Raw genomic sequence first — 17,888 nt, forward strand, 5'->3', positions numbered from 1 at the left:
CGGTAACACGCACTGGAGGTCCGAACCCACTAGTGTTGCAAAACTAGGGGATGAGCTGTGGATAGGGGTGAAAGGCTAAACAAACTCGGAGATAGCTGGTTCTCCCCGAAAACTATTTAGGTAGTGCCTCATGTATCACTTCCGGGGGTAAAGCACTGTTATGGCTAGGGGGTCATTGCGATTTACCAAACCATGGCAAACTCTGAATACCGGAAAGTGCAAGCATGGGAGACAGACGGTGGGTGCTAACGTCCATCGTCAAGAGGGAAACAACCCAGACCGCCAGCTAAGGTCCCAAATGATCAGTTAAGTGGTAAACGAGGTGGGAAGGCCTAGACAGCCAGGATGTTGGCTTAGAAGCAGCCATCATTTAAAGAAAGCGTAATAGCTCACTGGTCGAGTCGTCCTGCGCGGAAGATGTAACGGGGCTCAAACTGATAACCGAAGCTGCGGATGGGCACATTAATGTGTCCGTGGTAGGGGAGCGTTCTGTAGGTCTGTGAAGGTGGTGGTGTAAACCCTGCTGGAGATATCAGAAGTGCGAATGCTGACATGAGTAGCGATAAAGCGGGTGAAAAGCCCGCTCGCCGAAAGCCCAAGGTTTCCTACGCAACGTTCATCGGCGTAGGGTGAGTCGGCCCCTAAGGCGAGGCTGAAAAGCGTAGTCGATGGGAAACGGGTTAATATTCCCGTACTTTTATGCAGTGCGATGTGGGGACGGAGAAGGTTAGGTTAGCGGCCTGTTGGAATAGGTCGTTTAAGCCGGTAGGCTGGTGCGGTAGGCAAATCCGCTGCACCTTAAGGCCGAGAGGTGATGACGAGGATCTACGGATCTGAAGTAACTGATACCACGCTTCCAGGAAAAGCCACTAAGCTTCAGCTGCATAAGAACCGTACCGCAAACCGACACAGGTGGGCAGGATGAGAATTCTAAGGCGCTTGAGAGAACTCAGGAGAAGGAACTCGGCAAATTGACACCGTAACTTCGGGAGAAGGTGTGCCTCTGTTGGTGTAGGACTTCGCGTCCGAAGCTAGTAGAGGTCGCAGAGAATAGGTGGCTGCGACTGTTTAACAAAAACACAGCTCTGTGCCAACACGAAAGTGGACGTATACGGAGTGACGCCTGCCCGGTGCTGGAAGATTAAATGATGGGGTGCAAGCTCTTGATTGAAGTCCCAGTAAACGGCGGCCGTAACTATAACGGTCCTAAGGTAGCGAAATTCCTTGTCGGGTAAGTTCCGACCCGCACGAATGGCGTAACGATGGCCACACTGTCTCCTCCTGAGACTCAGCGAAGTTGAAATGTTTGTGAAGATGCAATCTACCCGCTGCTAGACGGAAAGACCCCGTGAACCTTTACTGTAGCTTTGCATTGGACTTTGAACAGACTTGTGTAGGATAGGTGGGAGGCTATGAAGCTGGAACGCTAGTTTCAGTGGAGCCGTCCTTGAAATACCACCCTGGTGTGTTTGAGGTTCTAACCTTGGTCCGTGATCCGGATCGGGGACAGTGCATGGTAGGCAGTTTGACTGGGGCGGTCTCCTCCCAAAGTGTAACGGAGGAGTTCGAAGGTTACCTAGGTACGGTCGGAAATCGTGCTGATAGTGCAATGGCAAAAGGTAGCTTAACTGCGAGACCGACAAGTCGAGCAGGTGCGAAAGCAGGACATAGTGATCCGGTGGTTCTGAATGGAAGGGCCATCGCTCAACGGATAAAAGGTACTCCGGGGATAACAGGCTGATTCCGCCCAAGAGTTCACATCGACGGCGGAGTTTGGCACCTCGATGTCGGCTCATCACATCCTGGGGCTGTAGCCGGTCCCAAGGGTATGGCTGTTCGCCATTTAAAGTGGTACGTGAGCTGGGTTCAAAACGTCGTGAGACAGTTTGGTCCCTATCTGCAGTGGGCGTTGGAAGTTTGACGGGGGCTGCTCCTAGTACGAGAGGACCGGAGTGGACGAACCTCTGGTGTACCGGTTGTGACGCCAGTCGCATCGCCGGGTAGCTAAGTTCGGAAGAGATAACCGCTGAAAGCATCTAAGCGGGAAACTTGCCTGAAGATGAGACTTCCCTGGAGGCTTGACCTCCCTGAAGAGTCGTTCGAGACCAGGACGTTGATAGGTCGGGTGTGGAAGCGCTGTGAGGCGTTAAGCTAACCGATACTAATTGCTCGTGAGGCTTGATCCTATCATTTGAGTTGCTTTGTTGATGATGAAGCGCTGGTTGATACAAGAAAATTCTACCGGCTGGAAGGTTTCCAGCCTGGCTTCTTCAAGTTTGTGACAGTTTATGTCTGGTGGCCATAGCGAGGTGGTCCCACGCCTTCCCATTCCGAACAGGACCGTGAAACGCCTCAGCGCCGATGATAGTGCAGATTCCTGTGTGAAAGTAGGACACCGCCAGACGCCCCATACAGACGCCCAGCTCACACGAGCTGGGCTTTGTGCTTTGGTGCGGCGAAAACACCGTACGCACCCCGCGGCCAACCTTGGCCGCAGCCTGCCCACACACCCAACAAAAAGCCCGCTTTCGCGGGCTTTATGCATTGATCTCGGCGTCGGCAGTGAGGTTTGTTCAAATCACATACTGAGCCATACCGCACTCCTTTGGCGTGAGGCTGGGCAGCCATGGGGCAGATACGTTAAGCTTGGTTTTTTATACAGTTGGGGGAAGTCATGAAACAGAAGGTGATGATTTTACTTTGCTGCCTGGCTAGCTTGCCTGTATGGGCGCAAACGGCCAATGTCGATGCCCTGTTGCTATCCGCACAGATGGCGTATCAGGACGCTGACAGCAAACAGGATCAGGCTCGCCGGCGTTTGCTGCAGGTGGAGGAGGAGTTGAAGCAGGCTCAAAAGCGCCTAGCGGATGCTCAGCAACTGCAGCAGCAAGCAGAAGCAGCGCAGCAGCAGGCTTTGGCCGATAAAGCCGCTGCGGATGCTCTGATGCAGCAGGCGACGCAGCGTTTACGGGATGCCTGGCAGCAGAAAGAAGGGCAGTAAGCGGTTTTAACGGGCCGGTACTGCTGGTGCCTTGTTCAACTCTTGAAAGCGCAGCATGTCTTGTGCAGCCTTGAGGCGCAGGCGCTCGATTTCGGCTCGACGCGACTGGATGAGTGCCAGTGTTTCATTCTGCAGGCGCTGTTTCTCTTCCAGCTGGCTGCTCAGGCCCTGGGAGATGCTTTTGCCGCTACTACGCAGTTTATTGGCTTCGTTGTTCAGGTCGGTGAGCTGGGCACTTGCCATGCGCAGCTGGCTTTCCAGCGTACGAAGGCCGGTCTGCAGCGCTTTTACCTGTTTGTCTCGCTCGGCAGCAATGTCTGCGCTAGAGCGGTAGCGCTCCTGCAGGGCGCGGTCGTAGCGGATTTGCTCGGCGCGCTGGGCTTGTTCCTGCTTTTGTCTGGCCAGCTCGGCTTCATGCGCGCGTTTGTCCGCTTCGCTTTCCCCTTTGCGCAGCAGAATGCCCTGCTTATTCAATTTGCTGACGCCACTTTTTTGCTCGGTAGGTGGCGGATAGTCGCTGTAGTGCACCACCCCGCGCTCGTCGGTCCACTTGTACAGACCTTCGGCCCCTGCTGCCGGCACAAGCAGGGTGATCAGCAGAGCGAGGTGGTGTGGGCGCATGATTAGTCGTTGACTCCGTATTGGGCGCGGTAGGCACGTACCGCTTCCAGATTGTCTGCCAGTTCCGGGCTATCTTCAAGGAAACCGAGCAAGTCTTTCAGGTTTGCGATGGCAATGACGGGCAAATTGTACTCGCGAGCCACTTCTTGCACTGCCGATAGCTCGCCTGTACCGCGTTCCATGCGATCCAGTGCGATGGCCACACCTGCAGGCTCTGCGCCGGCGGCACGAATCAGCTGAACCGATTCGCGTACCGACGTGCCGGCCGAAATCACGTCATCGATGATCAGTACCTTGCCCTGCAGCGGTGCACCGACCAGGGTGCCACCTTCGCCGTGGTCTTTGGCTTCCTTGCGATTATAGGCAAACGGTACGTTGCGGCCCTGCTCGGCCAGCGCCATGCTGGCGGCGGCGGCCAGGATGATACCTTTATAGGCCGGCCCGAAGATCATATCGAATGCTACGCCGCTCTCGCTGATAGACTTGGCGTAAAAGCGGGATAACTGCAGCGTGCTCTCGCCGTCGTTGAACAAGCCGGCGTTGAAGAAGTAAGGGGAAGTGCGGCCAGCCTTGGTGACGAAGGCGCCAAAGCGCAATACCTGCTTCTTAAGCGCAAAACGAATAAAATCCTGGCGGAAATCGCTCATCTGAATACCCCTTATATACTTTTAACACGTTGACGTGGCTGAAAAATCGCCGCAAGGATACCACGGGAGACACCATGCTTCGAATCGTTTCCGCCAACCTGAACGGCATCCGTTCGGCGGACAAGAAAGGTTTTTTTGACTGGCTGGCTGGCCACCAGGCTGATTTTGTCTGCTTGCAGGAGCTGAAGGCACAGGCGGGCGACCTGAGCCCGCGCATGCAGAACCCCGATGGTCTGACCGGCTATTTTCACTACGCCGAGAAAAAGGGCTACAGCGGTGTCGGCATTTATACCCGCTATACGCCAGACCGTGTGATTACCGGGCTGGGTGTGGACTGGATCGACGCCGAAGGCCGCTACCTGCAGCTGGATATCGGCAACCTGTCGGTGGTATCGCTGTACCTGCCATCCGGCTCCAGCAGCGACGAGCGCCAACAGGTGAAGTTTGATTTTCTCGACGTGTTCATGCCGCACATGGAAGCGCTGCGCGCCAGCGGCCGCGACGTGGTGATCTGTGGCGACTGGAATATTGCCCACAACGAAATCGACCTCAAGAACTGGAAGGGTAACCTGAAAAACTCCGGCTTCCTGCCAGAAGAGCGCGCCTGGATGACGCAGTTGCTGGGTAGCGGCTGGTGCGATGCGTGGCGTACGCTGTACCCCGACGCACCGGGCTATAGCTGGTGGAGCAACCGCGGCCAGGCTTACGCCAAGGATGTGGGCTGGCGTATCGATTACCACATCGTTAGCCCTGGCCTGATGGCACAGGCACGCAGCGCCAGTATTTACAAGGACGAGAAGTTCTCTGACCACGCCCCGCTGACTGTCGATTACGAGCGTAGCCTGTAATGTGGGACGACGACGATATCTTTCTGGTTACCGTGCCCGGCTGGGGTAACTCCGGCCCCAAACACTGGCAAAGCTACTGGGAAATGCTGTATCCGCTGGCGCGCCGCGTGGAGCAGGACAACTGGCTGTACCCCAGCCGCGATGCCTGGGTGCAGCGCCTGGCCGACACGGTAGACGGCTGTAGCGGCAAGGTGGTGTTGGCCGCGCACAGCCTGGGCTGCCATACAGCGGTGGAATGGCTAGGGCAGGCTAGCCTGCAGCAGCAGCGCAAGATAAAAGGCCTGTTGCTGGTGGCGCCACCGGCGTTGCCGATTACCGAGGCAAGGGCGCGCGCCAGCGGCGAGTTGCCGGACGATGCACCGCTACCGGCGTTTGATGGCTTTGCTGCACCGCGCGATATGCGCATTCCGGTGCCGGCGCGCATGGTAGCCAGCCGTGATGACCTGTTCTGCGATTACGCCAGCAGCGAGGCGATGGCAGCGCGCTGGGGCGTCCCGCTGCTGGACGCCGGCAACGCTGGCCATATGGGCAGCCATAGCGGCCTGGGCGACTGGAAGGCCGGGCAGAAGCTGATCCAGCAATTGATGCTGGGTTGATCGGCCTGGGGCAGTAAAACAAAAAGGTTGGCCGCATGCGGCCAACCTTTTTTCATGTGTGTGTGCGGGGCTTAGTCGCCAGTGGCTACCGGGCGGCCGTCGTCGCTGCACCATTCGCTCCAGCTGCCAGCGTACAGAGCGGCACCGTCCAGCCCGGCGTGCGCCATGGCCAGGCGGTTGTGGCAGGCGGTGACGCCGCTGCCGCAGTACAGCACCACCTCGCTGGCGGCGGTATCGCCCAGCACAGCTTGCCATTCCGTAGCCAGCACCTCGGCCGGCTTGAAGCGGCCATCCTGTAGGTTGAGCTGGAAGAAGCGGTTGCGCGCGCCGGGAATGTGGCCGCCTACCGGGTCTAGCGTTTCGTTCTGGCCGGCAAAGCGGTCGGGCGCGCGGGCGTCGATCAGCACGCGTTCGGCTTTGTCGAGGTTGGCCGCCACCATGTCCACATCGAACAGCTGCTCCAGTGCCGGGCGCATGACGAAGCGGGTGCTGTTTTTCTCGGGTGCGTCGGTGGTCACGGTGCCGCCGGCGGCTTGCCAGGCCTGAAAGCCACCGTCCAGTACCGCCACGGCTTCGTGACCCAGCCAGCGCAGCAGCCACCAGGCGCGCGCGGCGTACATGCCACCCGCGTCGTCGTAGGTCACCACCTGGGTGTTGGGGCCGATGCCCAGCGCGCCAAAGTTCACCGCCAGGCGCTGGCCGTCCGGCAGCGGGTGGCGGCCGTTATTGCCGTTTTTGGCACCGGACAGGTGATAGTCCAGGTGCAGGTAATGGGCGCCGGGCAGGTGGCCGGTTTCGTAGACGGTGGGGCCGTAGGACGGGTCGGCCAGCTGGAAGCGGCAGTCCAGCAGCACCAGGTCGGCGGTGTCGTGCTGCAGCAGGGCGTCTGCACTGATCAGGGTACGGTACATGGGGTTCTCCTTTGCACACGCTTGGGCACCTTGCGAAGCCAGCCGGTGGCCGGCTTCGCAAGGCGTCCTGGGCAGGCGGGCTGCCGTTGACGGTGGTCAAGCGTTGTTTGAAATATTAAACGTTGACCACCATAGCACGGCCGGGCTTCAGCCGGCCAGTGCGGCGCGCAGCGCGGCGGCCAACTGTGGCATGCCGTGCGCCACACCATCACGTTGAGCCTGGCCCCACAGCGGCTGCGGGAAGTGCTTGTCGTCGGCAAAGCGCGGGATCACGTGCCAGTGCAGGTGCGGCACCATATTGCCGAAGCTGGCCAGGTTGATCTTTTCCGGGTTCAGCAGGCTGCGCAATGCGGCCTCGGTGCGGTACACCCAGTCCATCACGTGGGCGCGGTCTGCCGGGGCCAGGTCGGTCATTTCCTTGACATGGCCGTGCCAGATCACGCGGCAGAACGCCGGGTAGTCGGCGTCGGCCACCAGGATCACGCGTAGCTTGTCGTCGCGGTACAGGATGTCGCCACCGTCCTGGTGGCACAGTTCGCAGTGCATGGGGTGTCCTTTGCGGGCTTAACGTTGGCCGCGCCCTTGCCAGTTTTCGTAGTCGAAGTCGGCCAGGTTGATCAGGCCGAAATCGCGTGGCGGGCGGGCATGTTTCGCGGTTTGTTTGTCGGGTTCACTGGTGTGGAAGCTGAGGCTATCGACCGCTACCAGCTGCCAGGTCTGGTCGCGGCGCGACCAGGCAAAGCGGAAGTCTTCGCGCCAGCGCCAGTTGCTGCCGCCGTAGTGCAGCAGCGTGAAGCCACCCGCCTGCGTTTGGAGGCCTTCAAACGGGTCGCCAAACACGCCGCCGCACTGGCGGCACATCACCGCGCGTTGGCTGCGCACGGCGGCTTTGAGCTTGCCGTCGGGCTGGCGCAGCCACACCTGCAGCAGCCTGGGGCCGTCGTCGTCTTGCTGGGCGCTGGCTTCGCTGACGGTGACCAGATCGACACGACCGTCGCGGTTGAGGTCGGCCGCCTCCCACGCCAGCAGGGCCTGGCCTGCCGGCAGCGTGGCGCTGACTTCGGCGGGCAGCGGCTTGGCGGCATGGCTGCTCAGCGCCGGTAGCAGCGTCAGCGCTGCCGCAAGCTGGCGCAAGGTTGGCCGCAGCACGTTCATACCCACTCGCGGTGCGGCAAAAAGTCGGTGTACAGCGCCGCTTCCGCGCTGCCGGCTTCCGGCTGGTAGCCGTATTCCCAGCGTACCAGTGGCGGCATGGACATCAGGATGGACTCGGTGCGGCCACCGGTTTGCAGGCCGAACAGCGTGCCGCGGTCCCATACCAGGTTGAACTCCACGTAGCGGCCGCGGCGGTATAGCTGGAACTGGCGCTCGCGCTCGCCCCACTCTGTATCTTTGCGGCGCGCCACGATGGGCAGGTAGGCGTCGGTAAAGCCGTTACCCACCGCCTGCATGAAGGCAAAGCTGGTGTCGAAGTCGGGCTGGTTCAGGTCGTCGAAGAACAGGCCGCCCACACCGCGCGCTTCGCTGCGGTGCTTCAGGTAGAAGTACTCGTCACACCATTTTTTGTATTTCGGGTAGGTGTCGGCACCAAACGGCGCGCACAGGTCGCGCGCCACTGTGTGCCAGTGCACCACGTCGTCCACATTGCCGTAGTAGGGCGTCAGGTCGAAACCGCCGCCAAACCACCATACCGGCGCCTCGCCGTCTTTTTCGGCAATGAAAAAGCGCACATTGGCGTGGCTGGTCGGTACGTAGGGGTTTTCCGGGTGGATCACCAGCGACACGCCCATTGCCTCGAAGCGGCGCCCCGCCAGCTCCGGGCGGTGGGCGGTGGCGCTGGCAGGCAGCGCATCGCCGGATACGTGCGAGAAATTCACGCCGGCTTGCTCGAACACGGCGCCGCCGGTCAGCACGCGGCTACGCCCACCGCCGCCAGCCGGACGCTGCCAGCTGTCCTCGATAAAGTTGGCCGCACCGTCGGCGGCGGCCAGGCCCTGGCAGATATGGTCTTGCAGACCCAAAAGAAACTGTTTTACCTGATTGGCGTGCGGGTGGCTCATGCGCGTAGTCCGGGTTCGAAAGTCATGCCGGATTGTAATGGCAAACCGCTGTGTAAACGACTGGGCTGCAAGGTGGGTGATAGCGGTTTTCAGATAGGTACCGGTGAATAAGTCGCCGTGCGCACCGCTGGCTGTGGGCTTGGTATCGCCGTATTGCCCGCCCGGCATGGCGGTATTTTTCGGCAAAAATATCACCCTGAAATTTTAATCGCCGGTAGTACTTGCCATTGGCGTGAGCGCATGGCCGTAGAGCAACGATTTGATACGGCCAGGGCAGGTGGCTTTTATGCGCGAATCTGCGTCATGTCCTGCTCAGTCTTACATTGAAACTATAAAAAATGGCAGCTATAGCACTAGTGAAACTCATAAAAGAAAAAGGTCATACCGTGCTGAGCCTGCAGAAAAATACACCGCACATTGCTTATCTGGTCGGGTCCGCCGCGCTGGGTCCGCTATTGGTCTGGGCTGCCGGCAGTGCCTGGTGGCTGGCGGCCGTACTGTTTGTTGTGCCGTTGCTGGCCATCTTTTGGTTGCCAGGCGCGCCCGCAGACAGTAGCGACGCCGAGCCGTCAGGGCTGCCGGAGCCTGCCCAGCCGCCGTACTGGCCAGAGGCCGGCCGGCTGGTGTCCCAAGTACTTCCGCTGTGGGCTGGCCAGGTACAGCTAGCCGCCAGCCAGGTAGAAGACGCCATTGGCAAGCTGGCGGCACGCTTTGCCAGCATGAACGACATCATCCGCCAGTCGCTGGGCGACAAAAATGCCGGTATCAGCGATGTCGCCAGGCTGGAGCAGGCCGAACAAAAGCTGCTGCAAACCCTGCGCGTACTGGATGAGTCGGTCACCAAGCGTAATCAACTGATCGAGCGCATTACCCAACTGCAGAGCCATACACAAAAGCTGCAAGACATGGCCGAGTCGGTGTCATTTATTGCCGGGCAGACCAACCTGCTGGCGCTGAACGCGGCGATTGAGGCGGCACGCGCTGGCGAAGCTGGCCGCGGCTTTGCCGTGGTGGCAGACGAAGTACGCAAGCTGTCCATGCAGTCCAACGATACCGGCAAGAGCATGGCCAGCGCCGTAGAGCAGATTGTGGGCGAGCTGGAGTCTGCGGCACAGCGCGCCCAGTTGCTGGGGCAGGAAGAAAAAGCCTTGATGGGTGAGGCCAGCAGCTCGGTGACCGACGTTATCCAGACCTACCAGCACGTTACCCGCGAGCTGAAAGACAGCCAGCAAAACCTGTCTGCCAGTGGCAGCCATGTGCGCGATGAAATCCAGGACGTACTGGTGAACCTGCAGTTCCAGGACCGCATCAGCCAGATACTTGGCCATGTGACGGCTGACATGCAGCGGCTGGAAAGCACGCTGGGCAGTGCCTTGGCAGTGCCGGATAGCCAGCTGCCACCGCCACCCGATACGCAAGGCTGGCTGGCCGAGCTGAAAAGAACCTACACCACACACGAGCAACACTCGCTGCACAGCGGCGGCAAGGCGCAAGGTGGCAGCGCCAGCGAAGAAGTGACCTTTTTCTGATAAACGGGGAGCAAGAACATGGCCAAGACCATATTGATCGTTGACGATTCTGCCAGCCTGCGCCAGGTGGTGAAAATTGCACTGATGGACGCCGGTTACGACGTAATCGAGGCGGGTAATGGCCAGGAAGGCCTGCAAAAGCTGGACGGCCGCAAGATTCACCTGATCGTGTCCGACGTGAACATGCCGGTGATGGACGGCATCACCTTTCTGAAAAACGTGAAGCAGCACGCATCGTACAAGTTCACCCCGGTGATCATGCTCACCACCGAAACCAGCGACGAAAAGAAAAAATCCGGCCAGGAGGCCGGTGCCAAAGCCTGGGTGGTCAAGCCCTTCCAGCCGCCCATCCTGCTGTCCGCCATTTCCAAGCTGATTCTGCCCTAGCCCCGGCTGCGCGCCACCAGGGATACCTAGCCACGCTGCCGGAGGAATGCCATGTCATCCACCATCACGCTGGACGAAGAATGCACCATTTACCAAGCGGCCCAGCTGCGCCAGCAGCTTGCCGATGCCCTGATTGCCAGCGACAGCCTGACGGTGGATTTGTCGGCAGTCGGTGAAATGGATAGCTCGGCAGCGCAGGTGTTGCTGTGGCTGAACAGCGAAGCCGCCAGGCTGCAAAAGACGCTCGCGCTGGTGCACCTGTCTGCCGCCGCGCGCGAGCTGCTCACCATGCTGGGGCTGCTGATCTACCTGCCAATCGTGGAAGAGGAGGCCGGCCATGAATCTTGATGCCGCCAAGCAAACGTTTCTGGAAGAAGCGCGCGAGCTGCTGGAAGACATGGAGCGCATCCTGCTGGATGTGGAGGCCACCGAAACCACCGACGAGCAGCTCAACGCCCTGTTTCGCGCCATGCACACCATCAAGGGCTCGGCCGGCCTGTTTGGCATGGACGAAATCGTGCACTTCACCCACGAAGCCGAAAACGTGGTGGACCTGCTGCGCGGTGGCCATCTGGCGCTAAGCGAAGACCTGTCCGGCCTGCTACTACGCTGTCACGACCACGTCAAAGCCATGCTGGCCGTGGTAGACGACAAAGCCATGCAGCAGGAGATGTTGCAGACCAGCCTGCTGGACGAGCTGCGCCAATATGCCCAGCCCGCTGCGTCTGAGGAGCTAGCCAGCAGCAGCCAGGCCAGCGCGCCCGAGCAGGGCGGCCTGCGCGACTGGGTGATGTCGCTGCGCTTTAACGAAGACGTGTTGCGCAATGGCATGGACCCGTCCGCCTTCTTTCGCTATCTGCGGTTGTTGGGCGAGTTTCTGGTAGTGCAGCCGGTACTGTGCCGCCTGCCGCACGCCGAGCGCTTTGACCCGGAAAGCTGCTACCTGCGCTTCGAGCTGCTGTTTTCCAGCGACGCCAGCCAGCAAATGCTGCTGGACGTATTCGAGTTCGTGCGTGAAGACAGCCAGATCCATATTTTCCCGGTGGGCGAGGCCGCGACGCACTGGCCGCAGCTGATCGCCGATGCCGACGAGGCCGAGCAAGCAGCCGTGCGCCAAGCCTGGCACGCGCTGGGGCTGGACCCCGAAGCGCCTGCCTGCGTGGCCGCCCAGCCTGAGCCCGCCGCCCCGGCAGCCCAAACCGTAGACAAAGCCAGCGAGAAGGCCGACAAACCGGCCACCAGCGCCGCCGAGGCCAAGCCGCCGCGCGCCAGCGAAAGCCGCTTCATCAAGGTAGAAGCCGCCAAGCTCGATAGCCTGATCAACCTGATCGGCGAGCTGGTTATCGCCGGCGCTGCGGCCAACCTGATGGCGCGGCGTTCGGCGCAAAGCGCGCTGGTGGAGTCCACCATCGCCATTGCCAACCTGATCGAGCAGATCCGCGCCGGTACGCTGAGCATGCGCATGGTGCAGATCGGCGAGATTTTCAGCCGCTTCCCGCGCGTGGTGCGCGACGTGTCCAAAGAGCTGGGCAAGAGCATACAGCTGAATGTGTCCGGAGCCGACACCGAGCTGGATAAATCCATGGTGGACAAGCTGGGTGACCCGCTGATGCATATCGTGCGTAACGCCATGGACCACGGTATCGAATCGTCCGAAGCCAGGTTGGCCGCAGGCAAGCCCGCCGAGGGCAATGTGTGGCTGAACGCCTACCACGAAAGCGGCAGCGTGGTGATCGAGGTGGCCGACGACGGCGCCGGGCTGCGTAAAGACAAGATTCTGGCCAAAGCCGTAGCCAATGGCCTGGTGCCCGCCGACAGCGTGATGCCGGACGGTGACATCTACAAACTGATCTTCGAGCCCGGCTTTTCCACCGCAGAGCAGGTCACCAATATCTCTGGCCGTGGTGTCGGCATGGACGTGGTACGGCGCAGCATCGAACAGCTGCGCGGCACCATCGATATCGACTCGGCCGTGGGCGAGGGCACTACCTTCCGCATTCGCCTGCCGCTGACGCTGGCCATTATCGATGGCTTCCTGGTGTCGGTGGGCAACGCCACCTTCGTGATACCGCTGGAAACCGTTATCGAGTGTATCGAGCTACCGGCCGACGCGCTGCAAGGCGACGCGCACAACTGCCTGAACCTGCGCGGCGAAGTGCTGCCGCTACTGGGGCTGAACCGCTTCCTGGAGCTGGGCCAGCCGCACGCCAAGCGCCAGAACGTGGTGGTAGTGCGCTACGGCGACAGCAAGGCCGGGCTGGTGGTGGACGAGCTCTTGGGCGAGTTCCAGACCGTGATCAAGCCGCTGGGTAACCTGTTCCGCCACCTGCGCGCCATTAGCGGGTCCACCATTCTGGGCTCGGGCGAGGTGGCACTGATTCTGGATGTACCGTCGTTGATTCATTTTGCAACAAGCCAGGAAGCAGAGCGTTTTGCCAGCCACGCCGAACACGCGCAGCAGCGTGGTGGCCACGGTAATCACTAAATCAACCATGGCAGCCGGTGGCTGCGGGGAGTGTAAAAATGAGCACAAAACAAATGTCTGTTGCCATGCGCCTGGGCTTGGGCTTTGGCGCGGTGATTTTCTTCATGCTGCTGGTGTTTGTCATTGCCATGCATGGCTTCAGGCAGATCAATGTGCAGCTAAGCGCTATTACCAAGGAAAACAGCCCTGAGCTGGTGCAGATCAATGCTATGAACGACGCGGTACAGGAAATGCGCGTGCAGTACCGTACCGTCATCATCATGAATGATGCTGCCGAGCTGACCAAAGCAGTGGAAATTTATAACAACAGCAAGACCAAATACCCTGAAGCCTACCGCAAGCTGCAAGACCTGTTTGCCGGCCAGGTCGAGCCGATGAGCGAAAAAGAGCGCGACCTGATGAACCAGATTGCGGCACAGGCGGCGCTAACCTTTCCGATTGTCGACCGCGTAGTGCAGCTGGGTGCGGCCAACCAGAACGAAGAGGCGGCCGCGATGATGCAGTCGCAAGCTAACCCGGCCATGGGCAAGTTGCGTAGCCTGATTTCAGATCTGTCGTCCTACGAGACCCAGCTGAGTGTCGATATGGCTAAAGAAGCCGACGACAAGTACAACGCTGCTTTCATGCAGATGCTGACCGTGTCCATCATCGCGCTGGTGATAGGGATCGTGGTGGCCATCCTGATTATCCGTAACATTGGCCGTTCGCTGGGTGGCGAGCCGCACTACGTGGCAGATGCCATGCGCGAAGTAGCCAACGGCAACCTGATGGTGAATGTCACCGTGAAGCCGGGTGACACCACCAGCCTGGCGGCGTCCATTGCCACCACCATCGACAAGCTGCGCGGCATCATGGCCGAGGTGCGCAGCAACGCCGACAACCTGTCGTCTGCCTCGCAGCAGGTGAGCGCCACCGCCCAGTCGCTGGCACAAGGGGCCAGCGAGTCGGCCGCCAGCGTAGAGGAAACCTCGGCGTCGGTAGAAGAAATGTCCTCGTCCATCAACCAGACCAGCGATAACGCCAAGCTCACCGAAAGCATTGCCACCAAGGCCGCGCGCGAGGCAGCCGAGGGCGGCGACGCGGTGAAACAGACCGTGGTGGCCATGCGCCAGATTGCCGACAAGATCAGCATCGTGGACGACATTGCCTACCAGACCAACCTGCTGGCGCTGAACGCCGCCATCGAAGCGGCCCGCGCAGGCGAACACGGCAAGGGCTTTGCCGTGGTGGCGGCCGAGGTGCGCAAGCTGGCCGAACGCAGCCAGGTAGCAGCGCAGGAAATCGGCGAAGTGGCCAGCGGCAGCGTGTCCATGGCCGAGCGCGCCGGCCAGCTGCTGGAAGAAATCGTGCGCTCCAGCTCCAAAACCGCTGACCTGGTGCAGGAAATTTCTGCTGCATCGATGGAGCAGGCTACCGGCGTAGGCCAGATCAATGCCTCGGTACAGCAGATTAACGCGGCCACGCAGCAAAGCGCCTCGTCCAGCGAAGAGCTGGCGTCCACCGCCGAGGAAATGAGCGGCCAGGCAGAAAACCTGCAAGACCTGATTTCGTTCTTCCGCATTGAAACGTCGGGCCTGGGCCGTCGCCGTAATACGCCGCGTGGCACCGCCAGCAGCCAGCCTGCGGCCAACCTGCACGGCAGTGTGGGTGGCGAGGCGGACGAAAACGATTTCGTGCGCTTCTAAGCGGGGAGACCACCATGGGTGCACTCACCATACGCCGGGGGCGGGAAGCCGCCCTGGTAGAGGAGGTCCACGAGGACGTCCTGCAATACCTGACTTTTCAGCTAAGCGGCGAGACCTACGCTATCGGTATCTTGTCCATCAAGGAGATTCTGGAATACACCACGCTGACCCAGGTGCCGCTGATGCCGGCGTTTATCCGCGGCGTGATGAACCTGCGCGGCGCCGTGGTGCCGGTGATCGACCTGGCGGTGCGCTTTGGCCGCAATGAAACCGGTGTATCGCGCCGCACCTGCGTGGTGATTATCGAGGTCGCCAACGAGGAGATGCAGCAGTACATCGGCATTCTGGTGGACGCGGTACACGAGGTACTGGCGATTCGCGCTGCCGATATCGAGCCGCCGCCGCAGTTTGGCAGCCGTATCCGCGTGGACTTCATCTCTGGCATGGCCAGGGTGGACAACCGTTTTGTGGTGCTGCTGGACGTGGAAAAAGTATTGTCGGTAGAAGAAATGGCCACCTTGTCTGCCATGAATGGTGGCGAGGTAGCCGACCTGCGCGAAGCCGAAGTATAAAAGCGCCCGCCCCAGGCGGTAGCCGGGGCGGGCCACACAGCGCACTGGCTACCGGCCCTGCCGGTAGGCCGCAAGGAGGGGAGCATGCAGTTATCTGATGCGACATTTTCACGTTTTGCCGTGTGGATGAAAGCCCAGACCGGGGTGCATTTCCCCATTGGCAAAAAAACCCTGGTGCACCAGCGCCTTACCCGCAGGTTGGCCGCACGCAATGTGGCCACCTTCGAGGCGTATTTCCGCATGCTGCAGGACCCGGCCGAGCTTACCGAGCGCGAGGCGGCCATCGACCTGCTGACCACGCATGAAACCTTCTTTTTTCGCGAACCCAAGCATTTTCACTGGCTGGAAGCGCAGCTGCGCCAGCACCCGGTAGCTGGCACGCTGCGCATCTGGAGCGCGGCGTCGTCCAGCGGCGAGGAGGTGTGGAGCATTGCCATGCTGCTGGCCGATATCCGCGGCATGGATGGCGACTGGACGCTGATGGGCAGCGATATCAGCCAGGGCGTGCTGGCGCGCGCGGAAAAGGGGCACTACGCGCTGCAGCGCTGCGAAGGCATGCCGCCGGACTACCTGCGCCGCTTCTGCCTGAAAGGGGTGCGCCAGCACGCCGGTACCTTCATGGTGTGCAAGGAGCTGCGCCGCAAGGTGAATTTCCAGCTGATCAACCTGGATAAAGACCTGCCCACCATCGGGCCCTACCACGTGATTTTCCTGCGCAATGTGCTGATCTACTTTGACGCGGCCACCAAGCTGCAAGTGGTACAGCGCGTGCTTGGCCGCTTGTCGGTAGGCGGTTTTTTACTGGTGAGCCATTCCGAAAGCCTGCACGGGCTGCCTTTGCCCATCCAGCTGGTGGCACCGGGTATTTACCGGAAGCTGTCATGAGCGAATCCCACATGCGTAACGAAGTGTTCCTGAAACCCGGCGAATGGTATTTCGGCGGCGAGGAAGCACTGATCAAGACACTGCTGGGGTCGTGTGTGTCCATCACCCTGTGGCACCCGCGGCTGAAGCTGGGCGGCATGTGCCACTACCTGCTGTCGCAACGCAAGAATGGTGAAATCAGCGACACCTTCAGCGGCCGCTACGCCGACGAGGCCATGCTGCTGCTGGTACGCGAAGCGCTGCGCAGCGGGCGGCCGCTGCGCGAGTTCCAGGTCAAGCTGATCGGCGGCGCGTCGGTGCTATCGGGTAGCGAGCGCGACGGCCAGGTGACCGACGTCCCCGGGGAGAACATCGTGATGGCCAGGCTATTGGCTACCCAGCTGGGCCTGAACGTGCAGGCAGAAGATTTTGGCGGTAGCGGCGCGCGGCTGGTGTTGTTTGACGTGGCCTGCGGCGATGTGTGGGTGCGGCAGAGCAGTGAGCGTGATGCGCCGGTGAGCCATCGCGCCAGCCATAGAAAAAGGGCTTCAACATGACAATCAAGGTAATGCTGGTAGATGACTCCGCCGTGGTGCGCCAGGTATTGACCGCAGTCTTTACCCAGGCTTCCGGCATCGAGGTAGCGGACGTGGCGCACGACCCTATTATGGCCATGGAAAAAATGAAGGCGCGCTGGCCGGATGTGATCGTGCTGGACGTGGAAATGCCGCGCATGGACGGTATCACCTTTCTCAAACAGCTGATGAGCACGCGGCCAACCCCGGTGGTGATTTGCTCGTCGCTGACGCAAAAAGGCTCGGACATGGCCATGAACGCGCTGGCGGCTGGCGCGGTAGAGGTCATTGCCAAGCCTACCGGCGGGGTAAAAGCGTTTCTGGAGGCCAACGGTAACGCGCTGGTGCAGGCGGTAAAAGCCGCTGCCTCTGCGCGCATGGGCAATGTGCGGGTGGCGCCAGCCCCCACTGCACCATCCGGCGGCAAGCCACTGTTAGCCACGCCCAGCAAGCTGTCTGCCGATGCCGTGCTGGACGCGCCTACCGGGCGCGAGATGTTCAGCACCACCGAGCGTATTGTGGTGATTGGCACCTCCACCGGCGGCACGCAGGCGCTGGAGCACATTCTTACCCGCCTGCCGCGCGGCTGCCCGGGCATCGCCATCGTGCAGCACATGCCGGAGCGCTTTACCTCGTCGTTTGCCGAGCGGCTGAACCGGCTGTCGGTGATCGAGGTAAAAGAAGCGGCCAACGGTGACCGCATCATTCCCGGCCGTGCGCTGATTGCGCCGGGCGGCAAACACATGATGATCAAGCGCAGCGGGGCGTTTTACCACGTGGATATTGTGGATGGCCCGCCGGTAAGCCGGCACAAGCCGTCGGTGGACGTGCTGTTCCGCTCGGCCGCCAAGTTTGCCGGGCGCAATGCGCTGGGCGTGATCATGACCGGCATGGGCGACGACGGTGCCAAGGGGCTGAAAGAGCTGCACGATACCGGCGCGCATACCATTGCCCAGGACGAGCAAAGCTGTGTGGTATTCGGCATGCCCAAAGAAGCCATCAAGCTGGGCGCGGCGCGCGATGTGCTGTCGCTGGATGCACTACCGGGGGCCATTAGTAAACACTAACCCTTTCTATATCCTTGAATTTTAATAAGCGGTGTTTAAT

18 protein-coding genes and 2 rRNA genes (1 of these 20 cut by a window edge) are annotated in these 17,888 nt (G+C 60.6%); 14 read left to right on the plus strand and 6 right to left on the minus strand.

What is annotated here, in order from left to right:
* The 3 genes from LCH97_RS14565 to LCH97_RS14575 all read left to right on the plus strand — a co-directional run.
* Positions 1–2,186: ribosomal RNA gene (locus tag LCH97_RS14565) — 23S ribosomal RNA — on the plus strand (it extends 705 nt beyond the left edge of the window).
* A 105-nt stretch (positions 2,187–2,291) separates the two neighbouring features.
* Positions 2,292–2,404, plus strand: a 5S ribosomal RNA gene (gene rrf, locus LCH97_RS14570).
* Positions 2,405–2,674: 270 nt separating this feature from the next.
* Positions 2,675–3,001 (plus strand): hypothetical protein, encoded by a 327-nt coding sequence (locus tag LCH97_RS14575; RefSeq protein WP_227302318.1) that lies wholly within the window; start codon positions 2,675–2,677, stop codon positions 2,999–3,001.
* Between the two features lie 6 nt (positions 3,002–3,007).
* Here the strand turns inward: LCH97_RS14575 and LCH97_RS14580 are convergent, their stop codons facing one another.
* Complete coding sequence (locus LCH97_RS14580) at positions 3,008–3,622, minus strand: DUF4124 domain-containing protein (protein WP_227302319.1); 615 nt, start codon at positions 3,620–3,622, stop codon at positions 3,008–3,010.
* A gap of 2 nt (positions 3,623–3,624) precedes the next feature.
* Positions 3,625–4,269, minus strand: a complete 645-nt coding sequence (pyrE, locus tag LCH97_RS14585; RefSeq protein ID WP_227302320.1) for an orotate phosphoribosyltransferase — start codon at positions 4,267–4,269, stop codon at positions 3,625–3,627.
* Between the two features lie 74 nt (positions 4,270–4,343).
* Here pyrE and LCH97_RS14590 point away from each other — a divergent pair, with 74 nt between their 5' ends.
* Positions 4,344–5,117 carry an exodeoxyribonuclease III gene (locus tag LCH97_RS14590; protein WP_227302321.1) on the plus strand — a complete coding sequence of 258 codons (774 nt, stop codon included), beginning with the start codon at positions 4,344–4,346 and terminating at the stop codon, positions 5,115–5,117.
* Positions 5,117–5,713 (plus strand): alpha/beta hydrolase, encoded by a 597-nt coding sequence (locus LCH97_RS14595; RefSeq protein ID WP_227302322.1) that lies wholly within the window; start codon positions 5,117–5,119, stop codon positions 5,711–5,713. Before LCH97_RS14590 ends, LCH97_RS14595 begins: the two co-directional genes overlap by 1 nt.
* A gap of 71 nt (positions 5,714–5,784) precedes the next feature.
* Here LCH97_RS14595 and LCH97_RS14600 read toward each other — a convergent pair whose 3' ends face one another.
* The 4 genes from LCH97_RS14600 to hemF form a co-directional block, all read right to left on the minus strand.
* Positions 5,785–6,624: a sulfurtransferase gene (locus LCH97_RS14600; RefSeq protein WP_227302323.1), complete on the minus strand. Its 840-nt coding sequence runs from the start codon at positions 6,622–6,624 to the stop codon at positions 5,785–5,787.
* 147 nt (positions 6,625–6,771) lie between these two features.
* A complete protein-coding gene (locus LCH97_RS14605) occupies positions 6,772–7,170 on the minus strand; it encodes an HIT family protein (protein ID WP_227302324.1) in 399 nt (132 codons plus the stop codon).
* 18 nt (positions 7,171–7,188) lie between these two features.
* Complete coding sequence (locus LCH97_RS14610) at positions 7,189–7,779, minus strand: hypothetical protein (RefSeq protein WP_227302325.1); 591 nt, start codon at positions 7,777–7,779, stop codon at positions 7,189–7,191.
* Positions 7,776–8,684: an oxygen-dependent coproporphyrinogen oxidase gene (gene hemF / locus LCH97_RS14615; protein WP_227302326.1), complete on the minus strand. Its 909-nt coding sequence runs from the start codon at positions 8,682–8,684 to the stop codon at positions 7,776–7,778. The genes LCH97_RS14610 and hemF overlap by 4 nt, the downstream gene beginning before the upstream one ends.
* A gap of 356 nt (positions 8,685–9,040) precedes the next feature.
* Here hemF and LCH97_RS14620 point away from each other — a divergent pair, with 356 nt between their 5' ends.
* The 9 genes from LCH97_RS14620 to LCH97_RS14660 all read left to right on the plus strand — a co-directional run bounded on the left by LCH97_RS14620 (position 9,041) and on the right by LCH97_RS14660 (position 17,848).
* On the plus strand, positions 9,041–10,213 hold the full coding sequence (locus tag LCH97_RS14620; protein ID WP_227302327.1) for a methyl-accepting chemotaxis protein: 1,173 nt from the start codon (positions 9,041–9,043) through the stop codon (positions 10,211–10,213).
* Positions 10,214–10,231: 18 nt separating this feature from the next.
* A complete protein-coding gene (locus LCH97_RS14625) occupies positions 10,232–10,600 on the plus strand; it encodes a response regulator (protein ID WP_147688451.1) in 369 nt (122 codons plus the stop codon).
* A 51-nt stretch (positions 10,601–10,651) separates the two neighbouring features.
* Positions 10,652–10,948: a lipid asymmetry maintenance protein MlaB gene (locus tag LCH97_RS14630; protein WP_227302328.1), complete on the plus strand. Its 297-nt coding sequence runs from the start codon at positions 10,652–10,654 to the stop codon at positions 10,946–10,948.
* Positions 10,938–13,085, plus strand: coding sequence for a chemotaxis protein CheA (locus LCH97_RS14635; protein WP_227302329.1), 2,148 nt, complete (start codon positions 10,938–10,940; stop codon positions 13,083–13,085). Before LCH97_RS14630 ends, LCH97_RS14635 begins: the two co-directional genes overlap by 11 nt.
* A 38-nt stretch (positions 13,086–13,123) precedes the next feature.
* The gene (locus tag LCH97_RS14640; protein WP_227302330.1) at positions 13,124–14,770 is read left to right on the plus strand and encodes a methyl-accepting chemotaxis protein; all 1,647 of its coding nucleotides are present in this window, start codon (positions 13,124–13,126) and stop codon (positions 14,768–14,770) included.
* Positions 14,771–14,784: 14 nt separating this feature from the next.
* Positions 14,785–15,342, plus strand: a complete 558-nt coding sequence (locus LCH97_RS14645; protein WP_227302331.1) for a chemotaxis protein CheW — start codon at positions 14,785–14,787, stop codon at positions 15,340–15,342.
* An 84-nt stretch (positions 15,343–15,426) separates the two neighbouring features.
* Positions 15,427–16,227: a protein-glutamate O-methyltransferase CheR gene (locus LCH97_RS14650; protein ID WP_026107901.1), complete on the plus strand. Its 801-nt coding sequence runs from the start codon at positions 15,427–15,429 to the stop codon at positions 16,225–16,227.
* The gene (locus LCH97_RS14655) at positions 16,224–16,763 is read left to right on the plus strand and encodes a chemotaxis protein CheD (RefSeq protein ID WP_227302332.1); all 540 of its coding nucleotides are present in this window, start codon (positions 16,224–16,226) and stop codon (positions 16,761–16,763) included. The genes LCH97_RS14650 and LCH97_RS14655 overlap by 4 nt, the downstream gene beginning before the upstream one ends.
* The gene (locus LCH97_RS14660; protein ID WP_227302333.1) at positions 16,760–17,848 is read left to right on the plus strand and encodes a chemotaxis response regulator protein-glutamate methylesterase; all 1,089 of its coding nucleotides are present in this window, start codon (positions 16,760–16,762) and stop codon (positions 17,846–17,848) included. The genes LCH97_RS14655 and LCH97_RS14660 overlap by 4 nt, the downstream gene beginning before the upstream one ends.
* Positions 17,849–17,888 lie beyond the last annotated feature (40 nt).

Source organism: Vogesella sp. XCS3, from assembly GCF_020616155.1.
Taxonomy (GTDB): Bacteria; Pseudomonadota; Gammaproteobacteria; order Burkholderiales; family Chromobacteriaceae; genus Vogesella.